This window comes from Bacillus sp. FSL H8-0492 (assembly GCF_038006145.1).
Classification (GTDB): Bacteria; Bacillota; Bacilli; order Bacillales; family Bacillaceae_G; genus Bacillus_A; species Bacillus_A mycoides.
In genome coordinates, this window is record NZ_JBBOUP010000001.1 from 4,254,968 (window position 1) to 4,275,956 (window position 20,989).

19 protein-coding genes, 1 tRNA gene and 2 pseudogenes are annotated in these 20,989 nt (G+C 35.6%); 6 read left to right on the forward strand and 16 right to left on the reverse strand.

Going from position 1 to position 20,989, the window contains the following annotated elements:
• Window positions 1-336: 336 nt before the first annotated feature.
• Window positions 337-402, forward strand: a tRNA-Val gene (locus MHH66_RS21865).
• 35 nt (window positions 403-437) lie between these two features.
• On the opposite strand, the pseudogene MHH66_RS21870 reads toward MHH66_RS21865, so the two are convergent.
• The 6 genes and pseudogenes from MHH66_RS21870 to MHH66_RS21895 form a co-directional block, all read right to left on the reverse strand.
• A pseudogene (locus MHH66_RS21870) lies at window positions 438-563 on the reverse strand (nuclease domain-containing protein); the annotation flags it as partial.
• Window positions 564-862: 299 nt separating this feature from the next.
• Entirely contained in the window at window positions 863-3,763 is a 2,901-nt protein-coding gene (locus tag MHH66_RS21875) for a DUF3427 domain-containing protein (RefSeq protein WP_078184565.1), read from the reverse strand.
• Between the two features lie 113 nt (window positions 3,764-3,876).
• A complete protein-coding gene (locus MHH66_RS21880) occupies window positions 3,877-4,278 on the reverse strand; it encodes a (deoxy)nucleoside triphosphate pyrophosphohydrolase (RefSeq protein ID WP_002134691.1) in 402 nt (133 codons plus the stop codon).
• A 225-nt stretch (window positions 4,279-4,503) separates the two neighbouring features.
• Window positions 4,504-5,472, reverse strand: a complete 969-nt coding sequence (locus MHH66_RS21885) for a tripartite tricarboxylate transporter substrate binding protein (RefSeq protein ID WP_078184564.1) — start codon at window positions 5,470-5,472, stop codon at window positions 4,504-4,506.
• A complete protein-coding gene (locus tag MHH66_RS21890) occupies window positions 5,469-6,146 on the reverse strand; it encodes a response regulator (RefSeq protein ID WP_078184563.1) in 678 nt (225 codons plus the stop codon). The genes MHH66_RS21885 and MHH66_RS21890 overlap by 4 nt, the downstream gene beginning before the upstream one ends.
• A 19-nt stretch (window positions 6,147-6,165) precedes the next feature.
• On the reverse strand, window positions 6,166-7,755 hold the full coding sequence (locus MHH66_RS21895) for an ATP-binding protein (protein WP_078184562.1): 1,590 nt from the start codon (window positions 7,753-7,755) through the stop codon (window positions 6,166-6,168).
• A gap of 224 nt (window positions 7,756-7,979) precedes the next feature.
• Between MHH66_RS21895 and MHH66_RS21900 the strand changes: the two genes are divergently transcribed.
• Window positions 7,980-9,302 (forward strand): MFS transporter, encoded by a 1,323-nt coding sequence (locus MHH66_RS21900; protein WP_078184561.1) that lies wholly within the window; start codon window positions 7,980-7,982, stop codon window positions 9,300-9,302.
• A gap of 563 nt (window positions 9,303-9,865) precedes the next feature.
• Window positions 9,866-10,813 (forward strand): class A beta-lactamase BlaIII, encoded by a 948-nt coding sequence (gene blaIII, locus MHH66_RS21905; RefSeq protein ID WP_078184559.1) that lies wholly within the window; start codon window positions 9,866-9,868, stop codon window positions 10,811-10,813.
• A 217-nt stretch (window positions 10,814-11,030) separates the two neighbouring features.
• On the opposite strand, the gene MHH66_RS21910 is transcribed toward blaIII, so the two are convergent.
• The 5 genes from MHH66_RS21910 to MHH66_RS21930 all read right to left on the reverse strand — a co-directional run bounded on the left by MHH66_RS21910 (window position 11,031) and on the right by MHH66_RS21930 (window position 14,107).
• Window positions 11,031-11,189 carry a hypothetical protein gene (locus MHH66_RS21910; RefSeq protein WP_002087303.1) on the reverse strand — a complete coding sequence of 53 codons (159 nt, stop codon included), beginning with the start codon at window positions 11,187-11,189 and terminating at the stop codon, window positions 11,031-11,033.
• Window positions 11,190-11,340: 151 nt separating this feature from the next.
• Window positions 11,341-11,502: a hypothetical protein gene (locus MHH66_RS21915; RefSeq protein WP_165689461.1), complete on the reverse strand. Its 162-nt coding sequence runs from the start codon at window positions 11,500-11,502 to the stop codon at window positions 11,341-11,343.
• Window positions 11,503-11,789: 287 nt separating this feature from the next.
• Window positions 11,790-12,314 carry a hypothetical protein gene (locus tag MHH66_RS21920; RefSeq protein WP_078184558.1) on the reverse strand — a complete coding sequence of 175 codons (525 nt, stop codon included), beginning with the start codon at window positions 12,312-12,314 and terminating at the stop codon, window positions 11,790-11,792.
• 393 nt (window positions 12,315-12,707) lie between these two features.
• Window positions 12,708-12,863, reverse strand: a complete 156-nt coding sequence (locus MHH66_RS21925) for a hypothetical protein (protein WP_162532035.1) — start codon at window positions 12,861-12,863, stop codon at window positions 12,708-12,710.
• A complete protein-coding gene (locus tag MHH66_RS21930) occupies window positions 12,839-14,107 on the reverse strand; it encodes a histidine kinase (RefSeq protein ID WP_078184557.1) in 1,269 nt (422 codons plus the stop codon). The genes MHH66_RS21925 and MHH66_RS21930 overlap by 25 nt, the downstream gene beginning before the upstream one ends.
• A 322-nt stretch (window positions 14,108-14,429) precedes the next feature.
• Here MHH66_RS21930 and MHH66_RS21935 point away from each other — a divergent pair.
• A pseudogene (locus MHH66_RS21935) lies at window positions 14,430-14,777 on the forward strand (alpha-ketoglutarate transporter); the annotation flags it as partial.
• A 66-nt stretch (window positions 14,778-14,843) separates the two neighbouring features.
• Here the strand turns inward: MHH66_RS21935 and MHH66_RS21940 are convergent.
• A complete protein-coding gene (locus MHH66_RS21940) occupies window positions 14,844-15,149 on the reverse strand; it encodes a hypothetical protein (RefSeq protein ID WP_063217468.1) in 306 nt (101 codons plus the stop codon).
• A gap of 257 nt (window positions 15,150-15,406) precedes the next feature.
• On the opposite strand from MHH66_RS21940, the gene MHH66_RS21945 reads away from it, so the two are divergent.
• Together MHH66_RS21945 and MHH66_RS21950 are read left to right on the forward strand one after the other, a co-directional pair.
• On the forward strand, window positions 15,407-16,444 hold the full coding sequence (locus MHH66_RS21945) for a lipase family protein (RefSeq protein ID WP_078184627.1): 1,038 nt from the start codon (window positions 15,407-15,409) through the stop codon (window positions 16,442-16,444).
• A gap of 16 nt (window positions 16,445-16,460) precedes the next feature.
• On the forward strand, window positions 16,461-16,760 hold the full coding sequence (locus tag MHH66_RS21950; protein WP_013246223.1) for a hypothetical protein: 300 nt from the start codon (window positions 16,461-16,463) through the stop codon (window positions 16,758-16,760).
• 411 nt (window positions 16,761-17,171) lie between these two features.
• Here the strand turns inward: MHH66_RS21950 and MHH66_RS21955 are convergent, their stop codons facing one another.
• The 4 genes from MHH66_RS21955 to MHH66_RS21970 are packed head-to-tail and all read right to left on the reverse strand — an operon-like array spanning window position 17,172 to window position 20,964.
• Window positions 17,172-18,143: an ABC transporter ATP-binding protein gene (locus tag MHH66_RS21955; RefSeq protein WP_078184556.1), complete on the reverse strand. Its 972-nt coding sequence runs from the start codon at window positions 18,141-18,143 to the stop codon at window positions 17,172-17,174.
• Window positions 18,136-19,128 carry an ABC transporter ATP-binding protein gene (locus tag MHH66_RS21960; RefSeq protein WP_002087306.1) on the reverse strand — a complete coding sequence of 331 codons (993 nt, stop codon included), beginning with the start codon at window positions 19,126-19,128 and terminating at the stop codon, window positions 18,136-18,138. Before MHH66_RS21960 ends, MHH66_RS21955 begins: the two co-directional genes overlap by 8 nt.
• 27 nt (window positions 19,129-19,155) lie before the next feature.
• Window positions 19,156-20,007, reverse strand: coding sequence for an ABC transporter permease (locus MHH66_RS21965; RefSeq protein ID WP_002035185.1), 852 nt, complete (start codon window positions 20,005-20,007; stop codon window positions 19,156-19,158).
• 6 nt (window positions 20,008-20,013) lie between these two features.
• Window positions 20,014-20,964, reverse strand: a complete 951-nt coding sequence (locus MHH66_RS21970) for an ABC transporter permease (RefSeq protein WP_002035186.1) — start codon at window positions 20,962-20,964, stop codon at window positions 20,014-20,016.
• Window positions 20,965-20,989 lie beyond the last annotated feature (25 nt).

Consider the following 20,989-nt stretch of genomic DNA (forward strand, 5'->3'; position numbering starts at 1 on the left):
AAATTATTTTAATCAGATATAACAATTCGTTTTATATTTTGTAATGTTTTACCAACCTTTTAGAATCTTATTATACCAAAAATTACATAAAAAATTAGAATAATTTGGTTATCCTTGTATAGGAAGTTCCTATATTTATCAATATTTTAATCTTATAAAACAATATATTATAATCGACATTTCAATAACTGTTACAAATAAACAAACTCATATACAGACAACTAAGCACATAATTTTGTGGTCACAAATGGTCACAGAACTTACAATAACCATTGCTTTTTTAATGGAATTTCATTTATACAAACCTGTGAAAACCCCTTTAAATCAACGTTTCTCCCGTAGCTCAGCAGGGAGAGCGTCACCTTGACAGGGTGGAGGTCGTGAGTTCGAGCCTAACCGGAATCACGTTTGCTTGCTATTACTGAATTTCCCAGTTAACCATTTCTTTTCTGGAAGTAAAGTTCTATTACCTCGTCTGTTTCTGGATGTGTAAACGTTCTTTTCGCAGTTTTACTTTCATCTAGCGTTACGTATAAGCCATCTTGCTTCACTTGAATAACATCTTAATTGAGAACAAAGTATCCGCAACGTAACATCCTCCCCCCACCACTTGCAAACTGACTAATCATATGCACCTTATCATCACCTACTCTGATAACCTCTATTTACACACTGCAGCATATAAGAAAGATCCATCCCCATTGAACCTACAAACCTAACAAAAAACACATTAAATTCTAATAAATAAGGCCATATCAAAAGCATACTCCAATGCCATTTTGATACAGCCTTATCCTATCCACTAATACTACTATCCCGTTAATCATTTTTAAGCTAGACAAGCATTAAAAATTTAATCTACCTAAAAAATATTACTATCCTTTAAATAATCATACAGCTTATTATCCACCGATTTCTCCATAATCATATTCATCGTAACAACCGGTAGTTCTTTTCCACTTTTATCTTGCATTTCAGTTTGTTCTACACTTGCTTTATCAGGTCTCGCTTTTCCTAAATAGTAAAAGTCGCTTCCCTCGTCATCATCTTTTTTCACAAAAATATGGACATCAATATTATTTTCTTTAGCATCAATAATTGTTTGAACTTCCTTTGACTTTAATGTTCTATTACTTCTTGTATACCATTTAAGAACATCTTGATTAAGGAATTCATCACCATAGTTCACACTGGATTCTACCTCATCGTTTTTATGATATGTGACAAATATTGGGCAAGTAGAGTATTTGGTTTTATAGCCATACATAGTTGAAGTCTCATCAATGTGCCAATTTAAAAGTTTACATGCATCTTTTCTTGAGTATTTTTTATATATAGTAAGGTTACTATCACACTCATAGTTTTTGTTCTTTTCTTTCGCACTTTTAATGATGTCCATTACCATATACTTGAAGTATTCATTCTTTTCTAAACTTTCTCGGATTAGATCATTAAACATGTACGTATTATCTTCTTGCAATACGAGAATCGGCTTTTCACCATATTTTTTCTGGTTATTCTGTGTGAAAAATGATAACTCAAAAACCCGCTGCACAGACGTAATCGTATCATCATCTGTTAAGCAATTAGATTTTTTAAGTTGTTTTAAATACTCATCTTTATCAACTTTTCCTTGCTTTAGTAACAATTCTAATAAAACAATTTCATTTTTACGTTTTCCATTTAATACTTCTAATGAAAACATTGTTAAAACTTTATTTTCGTACTCTGTTAATACAGGGACATCCTCTTTCATTTTCAATAGAAACTGATAATAATTCGAATATCCTTCCACAAGTACAACTGGATCAATAGAATGGTTTACTATAAAGTCATATAGATATGGAATTCTTCCTATTCTATTTTTCAACTCACCAAAAGCTTCTTTTAATATTTTCATTGCTGTTAAATTACTATCGTTAATCGCTTTAAAGATTTGCTTTTTCGCTATCTCTTCAAAGTTAACTGTTGAAATGCCTTTAATATAACTCGTGTCATTTGTATATCTACGTATATTATCTTTATTTTGTGATCTATCCCCTGAAAGAGCAATCGGAATTAAATAGTTGTTTTTATAGTTTCCAATAAAATCAATAATCGTAACAAAATCTTTCGAATTGTGTTTTCGAAGCCCACGCCCCAGCTGCTGTATAAAGATAATACTTGATTGAGTTTGTCTTAACATAACAACTTGGTTCACACTTGGAATATCAATTCCTTCATTAAAAATATCTACTGTTAAAATATAATCAAGTATGCCATTTTCTAATTGGTTCACACGCAGTTCTCTTTCCTGTTGTGAATGATCGCCGGTTAATGCAAATGTGCGAAAACCTTTGTTATTTAAAGCATGTGATAATTGTTCAGCCTCATCTTTTCGGCTGCAAAACATTAATCCTGTTACCTTTTCACCAGAAAAACCATAGTATTTTACTTTTTCAACTATATGATCCACCCGTTCTTCCGTAACAAGTTTAGATAAAATCGTAGTGTCATCTATCTTTTCACCATTATATTCAAAATCAGTTACTCCAAAATAATGGAACGGACAAAGCATATCTTCTTCAAGTGCTTCTTGCAAACGAATCTCATAAGCAATGTTGTAATCAAAGAGCTCATAAATATTAAAATTATCTGTACGTTCAGGTGTAGCAGTCATTCCCATTAAAAATTTAGGTTTAAAATAATCCATAACCCTATGATAAGAACTAGCACCAGCTTTATGAACTTCATCTATTAAAATATAATCGAATAGCTCAGGATCAAATTGATGTAAAGTGTCCTCTTTTGAAATGGTTTGGATCGTCGCAAATAAATATTTAGCATTCATTTGCTTATTTGATCCTGATAAAATCCCAAAATCCTCATCGGCTCCACCAAGAACTTTTTGAAAATCTGATTTTGCTTTATTTAATATTTGCTCTCGATGAACAATAAATAGCATCCGTTTAGGTGCAAAATTTCTGACATCAAATGCTGAAAGATATGTCTTCCCCGTTCCTGTTGCAGAGATAACTAATCCTTTTTCTTTTCCAGCGTCTCGAATAGCTTGTATTTCTTTTAACGCAGCTTGTTGCATTTTATTTGGAGTAATTTTCAAAGCTTCTTCAATTGAATTATGATATTGACCAGGTAATTCTATAACTCGATCTAGTAACTTATTTTCTGCAACTTGTTCATATATTGTTTCGTAATTTCCAATTAACTCTTCAGTTAATACTTGAGAATGCTCCCAAACTTCTTCAAATTGATTCTTAAAATGCTGTACAATCTCTCCATCTTCATGCGATGTTAACTTAACGTTCCATTCATAGTTTACCTTCAAAGCATGTGCAGTCAGATTTGAACTACCGACAATTAATGAACAATGTGTTTTGTTATCAAATATGTATCCCTTTGAATGAAAACCAGATAAATTTGTTAATCTTACTTCTACATTTTCAAGTTTCATTAACTCTCTAAACACTTTTGGTGTATTAAAATTTAAGAATGTAGATGTTAATATACGTCCTTTAACCCCTTTTTGTTTAAGATCAAGGAAATGTGATTTTAAAGTCGCTAGCCCACTTTCCGTAATAAAAGCCACTGAGAAAATAAAGGCTGTACTATTTTCAAGCTCTTCCAACAATGAGCTTAAAACAATTTCATTTTTCTTCGTATTGTTTACTAATAATTTAGGCTTATATATTCCAGAATGATTATGTTCTTGATCAATAAATCCTTTATATAAAGACCCTTCTAACTTTTGAATGAAATTCTCCATATGATCACCATTTATGACAAATTTTTATACTAATTGTATTACTCACTGATTTAAAGTGCAAATTTATTACAATAAAAAAACTATCCGCATAAAACGAATAGTTTTTAATCAAATCACTTTACAAGCGATTCTTTTGATAATTTCTCAATAGTCGGGATATCCGCAGGTGCCCACTCTAAATCTGCCAGTTCATTCGGATATAACCATTTAATTGCTACGTGCTCAGTTAAAACCGGACTTCCTTCAACAAGTTTACAATAAAAAGTTTTCAAATGAACAATACCAAAATCATACTCATAGGCTGTATAATCAATTTGTTCACCAATCTGCACGCTACAATGCATTTCTTCATCGATTTCACGCTTTAACGCCTCTTGAGGTGTTTCTCCCTCTTCTATTTTCCCACCTGGAAATTCCCACATAAGAGGTAGCGATTTAGATGGCCCTCTTTGTGCACATAAAATTTTCTCATCTTGGACAATTACTGCTCCAACAACATAAATATTTTTCTTCATTATATCCTCCTTAAATCTCACAGAAACTCTATAATTTACATTCCCACACCTTATAGACTGAAAAATGCCTTTTATATCTTTTAACGACTAATATATTTTTAAACAGTAAGACAGAATTTATCTATTCCTATCTAGCACCTTTAATGTAATTAGCCTAACACTCTCATCTCTTTTATATTATATAGAAGTAACTACAAAAATAAAGCATGATCGAATACTTCCCTCTTAAGCCTCTTTTTTCACCATCTCCTCATACCTAAAATCACTCTCCTCCAAAAACCCCCTACTCTCCCCACTCCCCTTATAAAAACTCTCCCAACCCCTCTCCCTCAAAATCCCCTTCCAACTATCACTCTCCACCATCTTCTTAATAACACTATCCCAATAAGCAATCTCTTCCTCCGTCATATCTTTCGGGCCCATAATCCCTTTCCAGTGCTGGAAGACAACGTCGATTCCTTGTTCTTTCCATGTTGGGATTTCTGGTAGTCGGTCTAGGCGTTTTGGTGCGGATACGGCTAGTATTTTTATTTTGCCGGCTTTGTATTGTTTTTCGGCTTCGGATAGGGTCATGGTTGCGGCGCCTATTTGTTTGTTCGTTAGGGCGTTTATGATTTTTTCTTTGTTTTCGTAGACGAAGAATTGTAGTTCGGCAGGGTTTATGCCAAATGCTTTGCTTACTTGTACGAATGATAGGTGATCGTCGTTTCCTAGGCCTGGGGCAACGCCGATTTTGAAGTTTTTCTTGTCTTGTTTGAGTTGTTCCATTAGTTCGTTTGCGTTTTCTATATTTGAGTCTTTTGAGACGACAACGACTTCCCAATCTGATGCGAGTGTCGCGAGTGGGGTGAAGTCTTTATATGTTAGTTTACTGTGGCCTAGTAGGTTGTTCGTTATGAGTAAGCTTGAGTTAATCGCCAGTACGTGACCACCTTTTTGTTTCGTATATTTCCATCCGACGTCACCGCTGCCACCTACTTTGTTTGTGACAGTGATTGGTTTTGTGAAGATTTTTTCTTCTGTTAGTGTTTTTTGCATCGCCCGTGCTGTTAAGTCCCACCCTGCTCCTTGAACGTTTGGCGCAACGATTTCTACTTTGTCTATGTTTACTGTATTCGTTTGAGATTTTTCTGAAGAACAACCAGCTATTACTCCTGTCATGATCCATATACATAGTAATAATCGTTTTTTCATAGTCCTCGTCCTATTCGATATTTTCGTTCTGGTCGTCCGATAATGCCGTATGTGTACTCTACTGTGCATTCATTTGTCGCTACTAAGTATTCTAAATATCTTCTTGCGGTTGTTCTGGAGGCACCCATTTGTTCTCCCATTTCTTCTATTGTAATTCCCTCTTCGAATCCTTTTATAACCCCTTTCACTTTTTGCAGTGTTAGCGGATCTACACCTGTCGGTAAGTTTTTTATGTCTTGTGTTTGCGAAATGCCGAAGAAGTTATCGATAAGTGCTTGATTCACTTCATTGTTACTATGTAATAGTTGCTTCTTTCTTTTATATTCTTCAATTGTGCGAACGAATTTTTCTAACGTGACCGGTTTTATAAGGTAGTTACTTACGCCATTTCGAATTGCTTTTTCTAACATATGGTTTTCATTCGCCGCAGTAACCATAATGATGTCAACGTCTGGAAAGTCTGCATGAATTTTCGGCAATAGGTCTGTGCCGATTCCGTCTGGTAAATAATTATCTAATAGAAGCAAATCGATTTCTTCCCTTTGTAGTAGTTCCATCGTTTCTTTCGCGTTCAATGCTTTTCCAATCACTTTTACGTCCTTTATTTTTGATAAAAACTCTTCCTGAATTTGCGCGACGCGGAAATCATCTTCTGCAACTGCAACCTTCAACATATGCCCATCCCCCTGTTTGTCATGTACTTTCTCTCAATGTTTTCGGAAGATAAATTGTAAAAATAGCTCCCCCATTTTTCTCGTTCTGAATTTCAATTGTTCCTTCTAGTAGATCTACCATTTCTTTCACGTTTGCTAGCCCGTAACCACGATCATTTCCTTTCGTTGAAAACCCTTTTTGAAAAATGGTCGTGATTTTTTCTGCCGGTATCCCTGCTCCACTATCTATCACTTCAAACACAATATCGTGTCCAATATCCGTAACAAAGAAGGAAACACTCTTTCCCTCTCGTTCACTCACCGCATCAAATGCATTGTCGATTATGTTTCCAAGGATCGTAATAAGGTGCGAAACTTTTATATAGTCTGGTAACGGTTGAAGCGCACTATCTCCTTCAATATGAAAATCAATTTTCTTCTCAGATGCTGTTCCGATTTTCCCTAATAAAATAGCTTGTACTTTCGCATCGTGAATTTGATGAAATAAAATATGGTTTTGGCTTTGATGAACATTAGATTCTTGTTGGATAAATTCAATTGCTTCTCTGTAGTGTCCTAACTGCAATAAACCAGATAAGACGAAAAGTTTATTTGTAAATTCATGCGTTTGAGCACGTAAGTCCTCTGAATATTTTCTTACCTCAGATATTGTGTTAACAAGGTTTTGCAATTCTGTTTTATCTCTAAAACTACATACAACGCCTACTGTACTGTTATTTTCGAGTATTGGTGTCATGTTTAAAATAAACACTTTATCTTGAAACCCGATTTCTTGATCGTTTTCTAGCACTCTCTCCATATTAAATTCCGGTAAAACTTTTGAAATGTGCTGCTGCATATACTCATCACTTACATGCAGCATCTCTTCTGCCGAAGTGTTCATCATAGTAATACAACCGTTTTGATCAATAGCGATAATCCCTTCTTTTATAGATAGTAGTATCGCACTTCGTTCCCGGTATAAAGCTGCAATTTCATTTGGCTCTAAACCGAGTGTATCTTTACGAATGCTACGTGCTAGAAGAATGCCGCCAACAATTCCAACTAGTAACACCGCTAAAGAGAAGAGTATGATTTCTTTCGTTCTGCTCAGTATGTTAGATTCAATACCTTTTATTAAAAACTCTACTGTCACAACGCCTACAACTTGATCGTAGTCTCCGTTATGAACAATAATAGGCGCCTTCGCCATTAAAGCCGGGCCACTTGCACCATTTCCTTCGAGTGTATAATAGCCACCAAAAGTGAGTGCTTCATAGTTATATAGATTGTTACTCTTTGTACCAATCAACTCCGAATTAGAATGTGAATACATAACGCCATAACGATCTTCTATAATTACATAATCTGCACCAGCTTGCTCACGAACTTGTTCCGCAATGGATTGAATGGTACTTTTATGCTCGTTATATTGAAAAGCATCTTTTATAGCTGGCATAAAAGAAAGGGATTTAGCTGTTTGCAGTGCTAACTGCTCCACTTGCCGCTTCGTATCAACGGACTGAATGTAAACAAATATTCCTGCTAACAGAAGAACGACAAATAAAATTAATGTAATAATTAAGCTTACTATTTTCGTTTGTAATGACACTTTACGTGATTTCTTCATACTCCATATCCTTTGATAAAATATTCAAAACTATCAATCTCCTTTTTCTATTATTATGACAAAACTAATAATGAAGCAACTATTAAAACTCTCCATGTACATAAAGTACAAAAAGAATAAAATTGTCATAATATTGAGATTTCAATTAAAAAACAGTACAATTCAACTACATTGAACACGCTTTCATATATACCTTTTATTTATAAGCAAGAGGAGGAATTATTATGGCTCAAGCAAAATCTAACCGAGTCGCCGGCAATATCTTCAAAGGTTCAGTCGGCAATTTAATTGAATGGTACGATTGGTACGTTTACTCTGCTTTCGCTGTTTACTTCTCAGCAGAGTTCTTTCCTAAAGGAGATCCAACAAGTCAGTTACTGAACACAGCAGCTATTTTCGCAGTCGGATTTTTAATGCGCCCTATCGGAAGTTTATTAATGGGACGCTATGCAGATCGGCACGGACGCCGGGCAGCATTAACTCTTTCTATTACGGTTATGGCCGGTGGTTCTTTAATTATCGCCTGTACACCTAGTTACGAAAGTATCGGTATTATGGCGCCAATTATTTTAGTTCTCGCCCGTTTACTGCAAGGATTATCACTCGGCGGAGAGTACGGAACTTCCGCAACATATTTATCTGAGATGGCTAGTAGTGGACGCCGTGGTTTTTATTCAAGTTTTCAATATGTAACGCTCGTTGCTGGGCAGATGGTTGCGTTGGGCGTTCAAATTGTTCTTCAGCAATTACTAAGCGAACCAGATATGAAAGCTTGGGGATGGCGTATTCCATTCATTATTGGAGCAATGGGCGCAGTAGCTGTATTATGGCTTCGACGTACAATGGATGAATCAGAGCAGTTCTCAAATATGGAATCGAAAAACCGCGAAAGCGCAGGAACCGTTCGCGCTCTTATGAAACACCCGAAAGCAGTATTAACAGTAGTCGGCCTAACACTAGGAGGCACTGTTGCATTCTATACGTACACAACATATTTACAAAAGTTCATGGTAAACACAGTCGGTCTCCCGAAAGAAGTTGTAAGCTGGATTAACTTTGTCGCACTACTTATTTTCGTCGTACTTCAACCGATTGCGGGGCTACTATCCGATAAAATTGGACGTCGCCCATTATTAATGGCATTCGGTATTCTCGGAACTTTATTAACAGCACCAATCTTCTTCTTTATGGAAAAAACGACAGAACCAATCGTAGCATTCTTACTCATGATGGTCGGTCTTATTATCGTTACTGGTTACACTTCCATTAACGCAATTGTAAAAGCCGAACTCTTCCCAACTGAAATTCGCGCACTTGGCGTAGGTTTACCATATGCTCTAACCGTTGCGATATTCGGCGGGACTGCAGAGTTCATCGCATTATGGCTAAAGAGCATCGGAATGGAATCACTATTCTACTTCTACGTAGCTGGATGTATCGCGATAAGCTTTATTACGTATTGGCGTATGGATGAGTCATCGAAGACTTCGCAGATTGAGGCAGAGCTTGGTGGTGGAGATAAACTAGCTAATAATAAATCTAGTTAAAATTATGTATTCTATGTTCTTCGTTTACCTGAACTCGATTTGCTTTATCTAAAAAAGCATAATTCATTAATATACAATTTAAAAACCTCTACTTACATGTAGAGGTTTTTGTATGACGAAAAAACCCGTAGTTCCATCGTTATTTTACAACCCCAAAATTCTTCCTCATCTTAAAGTGGAACAAATTTATTACTTAGAGTGTCTAATAAGTGTATTTCTAACATTAGTTGTCCAGATTGGATACAACATATCCCGTTTGACATCTATTTTTATGTATTACAAAAAAAAGAAAGGACTTATTATTCCCAAAAGTAAAAAATATGTATTGTAATACTACGGTTAAGTATTACAAGTTTAATACTTTCACAGGTGAACCATTACAAGTGGAAACAAAAAAGAAACAGCCCAAACCGTGACTTATCAATCATATAAACGTTTTGGATGTCCTTTAACCTGTGAAATTTTAGTTGCAGTAGTATTGTTACCCTATGCCATCTTTAATTGCATTGGTATTTAGAATACCTAGACAAAATCCATATATTCTTGAAAGAGGTTGAAAATTTATGTTCGTTTTAAACAAGTTCTTTAACATTTTACATTACAAAAAGATTGTGCCTGTAGTATTACTTTCATGTGTATCACTTATAGGCTGTTCCAATAGTAACACTCAATCTGAACCACCTAAACAAACGAATCAAGCTAATCAAATTAAACAAGAAAATACAGGTAATCAATCTTTCGCTAAACTTGAAAAAGAATATGATGCTAAGCTTGGTATTTATGCACTGGACACAGGTACAAATCAAACTGTTGCTTATCATTCAGATGATCGTTTTGCATTTGCATCTACATCTAAATCATTAGCTGTGGGCGCTCTTTTACGCAAGAACTCATTAGAAGCTCTTGATCAAAGGATTACGTATACTCATGAAGATCTTTCTAATTATAATCCAATTACTGAAAAGCATGTTGATACAGGACTGACGTTAAAAGAACTTGCAGATGCTTCTGTTCGATATAGTGACAGCACAGCACATAATTTGATTCTTAAACAGTTAGGGGGGCCCTCTGAATTTGAAAAAATCTTGAGAGAAATGGGAGATACTGTTACTACTTCAGAACGATTTGAACCTGAATTAAATGAAGTGCATCCAGGAGAAACACATGATACCAGTACACCAGAAGCGATAGCTAAGACACTTCAATCATTTACATTAGGAACTGCACTTCCAATAGAAAAACGTGAACTATTAGTAGATTGGATGAAGAGAAATACAACTGGAGATAAATTGATTCGTGCGGGCGTACCAAAAGGATGGGAAGTAGCTGATAAAACAGGCGCGGGATCTTACGGAACAAGAAATGATATCGCAATTATTTGGCCACCAAATAAAAAGCCGATTGTTCTTGCTATACTTTCTAATCATGATAAAGAAGATGCTAAATACGATGACAAACTTATTGCAGACGCAACCAAAGTCGTGTTAAATACCTTAAAAGCTACGGAATAAATGATAATAGGTTAAAAGTTTTCTATTTTAGGCGGGTGTTTTCATCAAATAAAAATTTGATAGTGTCCCAAAAACGAAATTTGGTGCTAACTTGTAATAAAAAGCTCATTTTTATTGTTTGGGGATAAATCGTCCTTTAAGCTTGATGGCGATTTGGTGCTATCCCTAAAACATCTGGACTTTAATAGCCAACTAAAAAATGCAAACAAAAAGACCTTTAATCAGTCGTTTTGTTTGCATTTCCTTTTTCTAAAACTACAGAAAAGATAAGTACTATAGTTAACACCATAATAAACCTTACTTCACTTCCATCACTTACAAAAAATGAATACAAAGTATAAATTAAAATTAATATTCCATAAATAACTTTGTGCAATGAACTCCCCCCTTTTTGCCGTATATATTTTAGTGTAAAAATTTAATTCAAACCCTATATCAAAATGACAAGAGAAAAGCACCTGTGATATACACAAAGTGCTTTTCTCTTGTCAATTTATCTATTTTCACTATATTTATCTATTTTCTTTTTATAACTCAAATTTCTTCGAATCGTACTTTTCTAGAGTCCGCTGCAATTCATTTTGTTCATATGGAATATGTTTATCTGTCTGTACATCCTCAACATTTTCTCCACCTGTTAATAATCTCCTGTACTTAAAAGAGTGCCCTGTTAATACTGTTGTAATCATTTTGTATTGCCCTCCTTTTGTTTGATTACTTGTATCATAAAACAAGTATCTGAAGTTGATATGTAGTCCATCTAGAGTGTATGTAAATTTAGAAAATCTCTAATAAAATGTTTATGTTGTAACGTTACCACCAAAACTAGTGCTTCCAACACCATGATTTGAAGAGACAGTAACCCCTATTCTAGCTTGAAGTCCTCCTATAGTTCTATATTGAGTAAAACTAGTTAATCCCTACAATATAAAAAGAGCACCCCTTTTGGATGCTCTTCGTTATAACTATATATTATTTAATTTCCTTCTTTTGTTGGTACCATTTTTCCTTCTTGAGAGTCTGTACCTTCTGTTCTTTCAACAGTTTTTGCATGTTCTGGTTTTTCAGGGGCTCCCATTTCAAATCCAGATTGAGAATCTGTACCTTCTTTTGTTGGTACCATTTTTCCTTCTTGAGAGTCTGTACCCTCTGTTCTTTCAACAGTTTTTGCATGCTCTGGTTTTTCAGGGGCTCCCATTTCAAATCCAGATTGAGAATCTGCACCTTCTTTTGCTGGTACCATTTTTCCTTCCTGAGAACCTGTACCTTCTGTTCTTTCAACAGTTTTTACGTCTCCTTTAGGAGTTGCTGGCACTGCATCTTTAGGTAAATCAAAGTTTTGTGAGAAAGACGTTGTTCCATCTGCACTTTGTGTAATTACTTGATTTGAACTATCTTCATTTGACTTTAAATTGTCCATTTTCGCATCATCTGCACCTACTGCACCTCCCGCTACCAATCCTGTACTTAAAAGTGCTCCTGCTAATAATGTTTTAATCATTTTTCATTACCTCCTGTTTATTTGTAATATTCATCAAAAAAGTATCTAGAGTTAATGTTTTAGTCATTATCTTTATCTACTTGCTTTTTGATTACATTTAGCATAAGACAAGAATCTATAGTTGATATGGACTGTATCTGGAGATTATGTAAAGAAAAATAGATGATCAATTGTATATCCTAATGGATGCTTAGACAAGATTGAAACTTTATATGAGTTTGAACAATTGAGTTCCCCTTTGTTTTTGGATGTGAGGTTTTTAACTGCAGTGAAGTGAGGGACTAACCTTTTCTAATATGAAAGCAAACTTTTTATTATTACATTCAAAACACTGTAAATAAAGATGTTAAAAATCCGTGAACAAAAAACAACATCTCATTGATGTCCACCCCATCAGAAGTATGGAAGGGAATTAAATATAATCCTCCCCTGTCCAAGCTCTGAAATAACACCTGATAATTTATTTAAATCTTTCATCGCATTTCGTACTGAAATATGCGACGAATCTGTTTGTAAAATCGAAATTACTGACTGATCCATTCCATCCAAGTATCCACACCTCCTAAACTTTCTTCTTGCTCACTTTCTCTTAAGTAAGTTGATTCCTCAAACTCCTTCTTATCTAACACTCTTCCATCCGCAGAAATCCAGCGTGCATGCCTTTCATATGGTGCTACCAATTCAAATAACGCATCACTAATCACTTCTCCTGCACCATCGTAATCCGTCCAAATCATAATTTTTTTTATAGAATGAGAATGTGCAAGAACGCTTTGTATAAACTTTTTATGCCCACTGCGTAGTTGACCATCCACTCCAACTACGAGACTATCCGTACTCGCTACAAAACCACTCTCCGCTGCCATCCTCGTTAATATCGCTCTATTTTCAACAAGCCATAAAACCTTCGCATCTGTTTTATACTCATGACGAAATACAACTAAATCCGTTAATGAACGAACCGTATCACACTCATAATACGTATTACCTTCCTGTAATTTCCCGCAAAAAAATATAGGCGTCACCGTACCTAAGCTAACTAAACCTAAACAATGCGGCGGAGCATCTAACATATCTTCTAACTGATCAAGAAACTCTTTCTTATGTTGATCAAACTTTTTAGAACCACCAATCACTTCATAATACGCCGCGCCAATCTCTTTCCAATCAAATGTACGCTTCTCACAACTAATTTTATATGTAGCGAGTAGAAACTCTAAAAACAGAACCGTCTTATGAAACGACCAACGTTTTTCATCTATAGGAGGCAAAGTACTCTCGATATCGTTTTCAATGTGCTCCAAAACATTCCATAATCTTTCCGTATACTCATTTGTGTACTTTGGCATAGACTGCTTCTTCTGCATCCATTGATGTAAAATCTCTTCCTCTCTTAACTTTTCTAACTGTCGTTCCTTTTCCATATATGTAAACAAGCCATATCCCATTCGATAAAAAATGTCACGAACCGTTTTACCATCTTTCTCAAAACGAACTTCCTTAATGAAAATCCCTCGTTCTATACAATCTAGCATTTCATATATCGTTAACCACTTTAAAACATCACTTTCTCTTTTCCTTACATTAGGTGAATAAAAGTTTTTTGTAATAGTAGTAGAAACATCTGAAACTTCTTCTTCACTAAAAAGAAGTTCTGCTGTATTCATAATCTTACGTGGGGTCTGCTTTATAATGGGGAGAATTGTTATACCTTGTTCTTTACGTATATATAACTCATCAATCTTTTCAGCACTTTTCATTACATAAAATTGAACAAATTGTATAGCATTCATACTTTCACTTCCTTATTTACGAGCTACTCCCATTGTATCATACGCCCGGAAAACTCTTTCTACCAATGAATACCACACCCTAAAAAAATATATCAACGATTATCCAATTATATCGAACACAACTCCGAATATATCGACTTACCGACAAATTTCGCAAAAACCACCAAGCACCCCGACTCCTACAAAAGAAAAAAGCACTAGGTCCTGAGTGAACCCGAAAGTGGTACATGAAAAAACACCTCTAATTTGTCGTTTACATCTACATACGACAAATTAGAGGTGTTTTATCCTTGTCTCACTTTATTGGGTCACTCCAAATTATACAAATTCAATCGTAGCATTCTTACTCATGATGGTCGGTCTCATTATCGTTACTGGTTACACTTCCATTAACGCAATTGTAAAAGCAGAGCTCTTCCCAACTGAAATTCGCGCACTTGGCGTAGGTTTACCGTATGCACTAACTGTTGCGATATTTGGCGGAACAGCTGAGTTCATCGCATTATGGCTAAAAAGTATCGGAATGGAATCACTATTCTATTTCTACGTAGCTGGATGTATCGCAATAAGCTTTATTACTTATTGGCGTATGGATGAGTCATCGAAGACTTCGCAGATTGAGGCGGAGCTTGGTGGTGGGGATACATTAGTTAATAATAAATCTAGTTAAAAAAGGCACCTTCAGGTGCCTTTCTCTCATTTGAATTTACTATTTGAGTAATCTAATCATTTACCTCTAATCCTTAAATCCCCAACCGGAGACTAAATAGTTTTGCGTTTTGTTTATCGTAACGCGGATTACCTTTTTCTTATCATTTTTAGAATAACCTTCTACATCAATAAAACCATCACGTACTCCATGTAAAATCTCAACTTTAGTAACTACAAGATCTATATTTTCTTTATCCTTCATATGATTTATTGCTACTTTTGAAGCTTTATCTTGCGTAATATTTTTGTTGTACATTGTATAAGATACGTAGCCTATTATTAATAATAAAATCGTAAAAATAGCAATATTCACCTTTTTTCTCTTATTCAATATATTTCCTCCTTAAGAAGATTTATAATATAACTATAAATCTTTTTTGAGGAGATGGAAATATGGGAAGTTCAGTTTCAGATAAAAGCCTTTCCCATTTGGCTACTAGTAGTTATGGTGATGCTCTCACAGAAGTTGTAGAATTTGGTAAACAAAAAGAGATTTGGAAACCTGTAGAAATAAATGGTGCTGTTCTTCATAACTCAAAAAATAGCTTTGATGCCACTGTTTACAAGAATGAAGAAACAAAACAAGTTGTGATTGCTTTTCGCGGCTCTTGGGAAGCACCTGATTTTTATGATGCAGATGTATTTGATGTTATGGGTAATCGTTTTAGAAAAAATCAAGATAGTTTGGAAAAAATGAATAGCTTTGACACTTCATCACTTCCTTTAACTGAACAATTTAATTTCGCTATGGCGAAAGAAAGAAAGCAAAAAATAGTTGCAGAAAGTCAATTTACTAATGCTGATGATTTAACAAAAGAAGTAAAGAAATATATGAAAGACCCTAAAAATGGGTTAGACGGATACCAGCTTACATTAACCGGCCATTCTCTAGGTGGTGGTTTAGGTGAATACGCTGGGGTTATGAATGATGTAGCAGTTGTTAGTTACGAAGCTCCAAATGTTATTGATTCATTACCTAAAGATAAAAAGGAAAAAGCCTTAAGGGGAGATTATAAAGATCAAATTACAACTATCGGAAACCCCAATGATACTGTATTTACTGGTTTTAGAGGAAATGATAATAAAAATAGAGGTCGTATAGGTCATTTATTTTATACAGATAAACCAGATATAAAAAATGATAATAGGATTCATGATGCAAGTAGTTATATTCCATTTTTACCTTTTTTAACAAATGGTTATAATACTGTTCGTTTTTTCATGGGTTTTATGGGTCCAAGCTTTCATTCCATGGATAACCTTAGTCACGATAAATACGGTTATTTGAATATACCGAATATGTACGATAGCGATACAGGAGAGAAAATTCAGGGGTCCCCGCGCGCTGATGGGGTTACAATTCATTTAACAGTCGAAGAAGTTAAACAAATTACTTCAGATTTAAAAAGGGAAATTGATGATATTAACCAAAAGATCGTACAAGCAAGCAATAAAATTATTAATGTATTACAACAATCGCCAGCTAGTGTTGATGGCAATTTAATAAATACACTTACATACGGTATTTATGGATTTCAAAGAGGGTATATGGAACGTATTCGTTCTGAGGCTGATTTCATTGAACAAAGAGCGGTTGAATTTGAAACTGTTGATAAACAAAACTGAAAAACGGGTGATCTTCATGAAAAATTATGATGTTATAGCACATGCTGCCGATGTAGTAGGTGCCAAAAATAATTTAGAATCGTGTATTTTAGAATTAGAAAATCACAGAAAGAATGTCAATGCCATAAAAACACTATTAGCACATAGCTGGAAAGGAAATACCGCTAAAGAAATTGAAAGAAGGTTAAGTGAAGTAGAGAAGGAGCTCGTCTATAGAATCGATGAATTTAGAAAGATAGGAGATGATTTAGATAGATATAGAAGAGCAATGGATAGCTTCGCGAATCAATTCATGATGATGGGGCCTAAATATTAGTATAAAAAAACACCCTAATGTATCCATTTCTGGCTTCAATAACTATATATTATCTTAGCTTTCCTTATTTGTCATACTTAAGTCTAAATTTAACCTTACCAATATGAAGGTTATTATAAATTATGCATGTATAACTAATATTTGTTTCATCTTACAAAATAATATGTACTACATATTGAATTTATTTACTATAAAAAATGACTTGAATTCTAAAACACTTAATTTTGTAGAAGCTGTTCCCTTTGATTACCACATAATACCCATGGTGATTTCTCCACTTAATTTTGGAACACCGGCAATCAAAGCTTGTTATCTCTGAAACAAGAAGTGTTTCATATCTAATAATTTCCTTTGTTAACTTAATGGCCACGTAAAACAAAAAAGCACCAGGTCCCCCCGATGCTTTCCCCCCTAAAACAAATGACAAGCCACCTCATGCCCCTTCGCAATCTCAACCATCTTCGGTACTTCCTGTGCGCATTTTTCAGTGGCGAATTTGCAGCGCGTTCTGAATTTGCAGCCGGATGGTGAGTTGAGTGGGCTTGGAACTTCGCCTTGCAGAATGATCCGTTCTTTGCCTGTGTTTGTTGGATCTGGTTCTGGCACGGATGAGAGTAGTGCTTGTGTGTATGGATGTGCCGGTTTTGTGTATAGGTCTTCGCTGTCGGCAATTTCTACTATGTTTCCTAAGTACATGACTCCGATTCTATCTGATATGTGTCTTACCATGGATAGGTCATGTGCGATGAATAAGTATGTGACGCCTGTTTCTTCTTGGATGTCTTGCAGCATGTTTACGACTTGTGCTTGGACTGAGACATCTAGTGCTGAGATTGGTTCGTCACATAGGATGAAGTCAGGTTTTACAGATAGTGCGCGCGCGATGCTAATGCGCTGTCTTTGGCCTCCGCTAAATTCGTGCGGGTAGCGATATAGGTGTTCTTCTTTTAGTCCTACTTTTTTGAGCAGGTCTAGAATGATTTCTTTTCTTTCTTCGGCTGTGTAAGAGCCATGAATGTTCATCGGTTCGCTAATAATTTGGAATACGTTCATTGTCGGGTTTAATGATGCGTATGGGTCTTGGAAAATGATTTGCATTCTTTTTCTATATTCTTTTAGTTCATTTTCTTTTAGATCTGCGATATCTTTTCCATCGAATAGAATGTTACCTGAAGTTACATCGTGTAAGCGAATGATACTTCTTCCTGTCGTTGATTTTCCGCAGCCTGATTCTCCTACTAGTCCGAATGTTTCACCCTTTTTAATTGTGAAGCTTAGGTCATCGACTGCTTTTAATTGCTCTGTTTTTCTGCCGAATAGTCCTTTTTTAATAGGAAAATACTTTTTTAAGTTCCGAACTTCAATTAAGTTTTCTTCATGCATGGGAATCACCTACCGCCCTATCGTTTAGCCAGCACATAGAGCGTCTTCCGTTTCCGATTTCAAAATATGGTGGACGTTCTTTTTCACAAATGTCCATTTTATGTGGGCAACGCTCTGCGAATGGGCACCCTTTCGGCGGATGTAGTAAGTTGGGCGTTACACCTTGAATTGGTGCTAGTCTTTCTTTTACGCCGTTCGATATTTTCGGTAGAGAGTTTAATAGCCCTTTCGTATATGGATGATTCGGCGATTGGAATATATCAAGTACATGCCCTTCTTCCATAATAAGCCCGCCGTACATAACGATGACGCGTGTACAGTTTTGCGCAACAATTCCAAGATCATGTGTAATAAGAAGTAATGACATATTCGTTTCGTTTTTTAAGTTTTTCATTAAATCTAGTATTTGTGCTTGTATCGTTACATCAAGCGCAGTCGTCGGTTCATCCGCAATGAGAAGGTCTGGGTTACAAGACATTGCCATTGCGATCATAACCCGCTGCTTCATACCGCCGCTTAGTTCATGCGGATATTGTTTTACCCTTTCTTCCGGTGAAGAAAGACCGACTTGTTTTAGTAAGTTGACCGCGATATTTTGTGCTTCTTTCTTTTTCACTTTTTGATGCCTTATAATTACTTCTGTCATTTGCTTACCAATTTTCACAACTGGATTTAATGCCGACATTGGATCTTGGGAAATAAGTGAAATTTGATTTCCTCTAATAGAGCGTAATTCTTTCTCCGATTTAGAAAGCACGTTTTCATTTTGAAAAAGAATCTCTCCTTCTTTCACTTTCCCCGGAGGCGTAACGAGAGCCATAACCGATTTCGCCATAACGCTCTTTCCGCTTCCCGATTCGCCAACAATCCCAACGACTTCACCCTTTTTCAAACTAAATGAAACGCCGCGAACAGCTTCTACTTCGCCGTCTTCTATGAAAAAAGAAGTCTTTAAGTTTTTCACTTCTAATAGTTTTTCAGACACGCTTTTCACTCCCCCTCACTTAAAACATTAGTTCTCATGATGAGCCCCTTTTGGTGCGAAAGCTTTTTTCAACGCTTCACCGATTACGTTAAAACTTAGTACAGTTAATAGAATAAGGAACCCTGGGAAGAGTGTTAAATACCAAGCTTCACCTATGTATCCTTGCGCATTATTTAGCATGCTGCCCCAAGAAGAATCTGGTTCTCTAATACCTAACCCTAAGAAGCTAAGTGATGATTCCATTAAAATCGATGTCGCAATTGTTAATGTCGCTGCGATTATAATGGTCGATAAAATGTTAGGGATGATGTGTCTTACAATAATCATCAATGATTTTTGTCCGGATACTTTTGCATATAAAACGTACTCACGCTCTTTTACAGATAACGTTTCTGCCCTTACGATACGCGCGGTATCCATCCACGTTAGTAATCCAATAATAAGAACAAGCGTTGTAATGCCTGGTTTTAAATACGCATTTAATAACAGCATTAAAAAGAATGATGGAATTGACATTAAAACTTCAACAATTCGCATTAAGAAGTTGTCTAACTTTCCGCCAAAATATCCGCTAATTGTTCCTACTGCGGTTCCGATTGTAATGGAAACAACCATCGCTAGAAAACCAACAGCAAGGGAAACTCGTCCGCCATATAACGCTCTCGTTAAGTAATCCCTTCCGTAATCATCTGTGCCGAACGGATGACTCATACTCGGTTCTTGTAAACGATCTGGAATCGACATTTTACTAGGATCGTACGGTGATACGAATGCGAAAAGAGACGCGATTGTTAAAACACCCAGTATAATAACTCCCATTACTACAAACTTATTTTTTGTAAAACTATTTTTTATCGTTTGAAATCTCCTATTGTTCATTCCAAATCACCCCCTCATTCGAATGCGCGGATCTACTACGCCATATAAAATATCAGCAATTAAATTACCGAGAATTAACATGAACGATGATAATAATGTGATTGCCATAATAATTGGATAATCAAATCTAAAAATAGCATTTACCCCGAGTGAACCAAGTCCCGGCCATGAGAATACTGTTTCCGTAATGAACGCTCCGCCTACTAAACTCGGAATAGATAATCCGAAAATTGTAATGATCGGTATTAATACGTTTCGAAGTACGTGATTAAATAAAACTGTTTTCTGTGAAGCACCGTACGCATATTGAATTTGTACGTAATCTTCTTCTAATTGCTGAATTGTACTTGAGCGAATATATCTCATATAGACAGAGATGTTTTGGAACGCTAGCACCATGCAAGGTAAAATACCGTGCTGAACAATATCCCAGAAGGAATCTTGACCGACTGTGCGCATACCCATACTCGGAAGCATGTTCAACTTTAAAGAGAATAAGTAGATTAATAGTAACGCGAACCAAAAAACTGGCATTGAGATTCCCACATAGGAGATGAAGTTCACAATGCGGTCAAAGAACGAGTTCTTTTTCACACCTGTAAATAATCCAAGCGGGATTGCGATTACAAATGAGACGAGTAAAGATGATCCCATTAACCCGATTGTTGCGGGTAATCTTTCTGTAATAAGTTCTAAAACAGGACGATGGTTTTGAAGTGAGTACCCAAAATTCCCTGTTAAAATATTTTTTAACCATAAAAAATATTGCACGTAAATCGGCTGATCTAGTCCTAAACTTTTGCGAATACGCTCGACATCAATTGGACTCATATTCGGCGTTACAAAGTTTCGAACGGGATCGCCCGGCGCTAGTTTTATTAATAGAAAAGAAATAATAGAAATAACAAATAAAAGCGGAATCGCATTTAAAAGCCTCTTTGCAATTACTTTATACACAAACTTCCCCCCTCAAGATAAAGTG

Excerpts from the sequence above, each read along its gene's own strand:
- blaIII (WP_078184559.1), top strand. The coding sequence starts at position 9,866 with ATGTTCGTTTTAAACAAGTTCTTTAACATTTTACATTACAAAAAGATT.
- MHH66_RS21885 (WP_078184564.1), bottom strand. The coding sequence starts at position 5,472 with ATGAAAAAACGATTATTACTATGTATATGGATCATGACAGGAGTAATA.
- MHH66_RS21880 (WP_002134691.1), bottom strand. The coding sequence starts at position 4,278 with ATGAAGAAAAATATTTATGTTGTTGGAGCAGTAATTGTCCAAGATGAG.
- MHH66_RS21890 (WP_078184563.1), bottom strand. The coding sequence starts at position 6,146 with ATGTTGAAGGTTGCAGTTGCAGAAGATGATTTCCGCGTCGCGCAAATT.
- MHH66_RS21950 (WP_013246223.1), top strand. The coding sequence starts at position 16,461 with ATGAAAAATTATGATGTTATAGCACATGCTGCCGATGTAGTAGGTGCC.
- MHH66_RS21965 (WP_002035185.1), bottom strand. The coding sequence starts at position 20,007 with ATGAACAATAGGAGATTTCAAACGATAAAAAATAGTTTTACAAAAAAT.
- MHH66_RS21920 (WP_078184558.1), bottom strand. The coding sequence starts at position 12,314 with ATGATTAAAACATTATTAGCAGGAGCACTTTTAAGTACAGGATTGGTA.
- MHH66_RS21895 (WP_078184562.1), bottom strand. The coding sequence starts at position 7,755 with ATGAAGAAATCACGTAAAGTGTCATTACAAACGAAAATAGTAAGCTTA.
- MHH66_RS21915 (WP_165689461.1), bottom strand. The coding sequence starts at position 11,502 with ATGATTACAACAGTATTAACAGGGCACTCTTTTAAGTACAGGAGATTA.
- MHH66_RS21875 (WP_078184565.1), bottom strand. The coding sequence starts at position 3,763 with ATGGAGAATTTCATTCAAAAGTTAGAAGGGTCTTTATATAAAGGATTT.
- MHH66_RS21955 (WP_078184556.1), bottom strand. The coding sequence starts at position 18,143 with ATGCATGAAGAAAACTTAATTGAAGTTCGGAACTTAAAAAAGTATTTT.
- MHH66_RS21930 (WP_078184557.1), bottom strand. The coding sequence starts at position 14,107 with ATGAATGCTATACAATTTGTTCAATTTTATGTAATGAAAAGTGCTGAA.
- MHH66_RS21900 (WP_078184561.1), top strand. The coding sequence starts at position 7,980 with ATGGCTCAAGCAAAATCTAACCGAGTCGCCGGCAATATCTTCAAAGGT.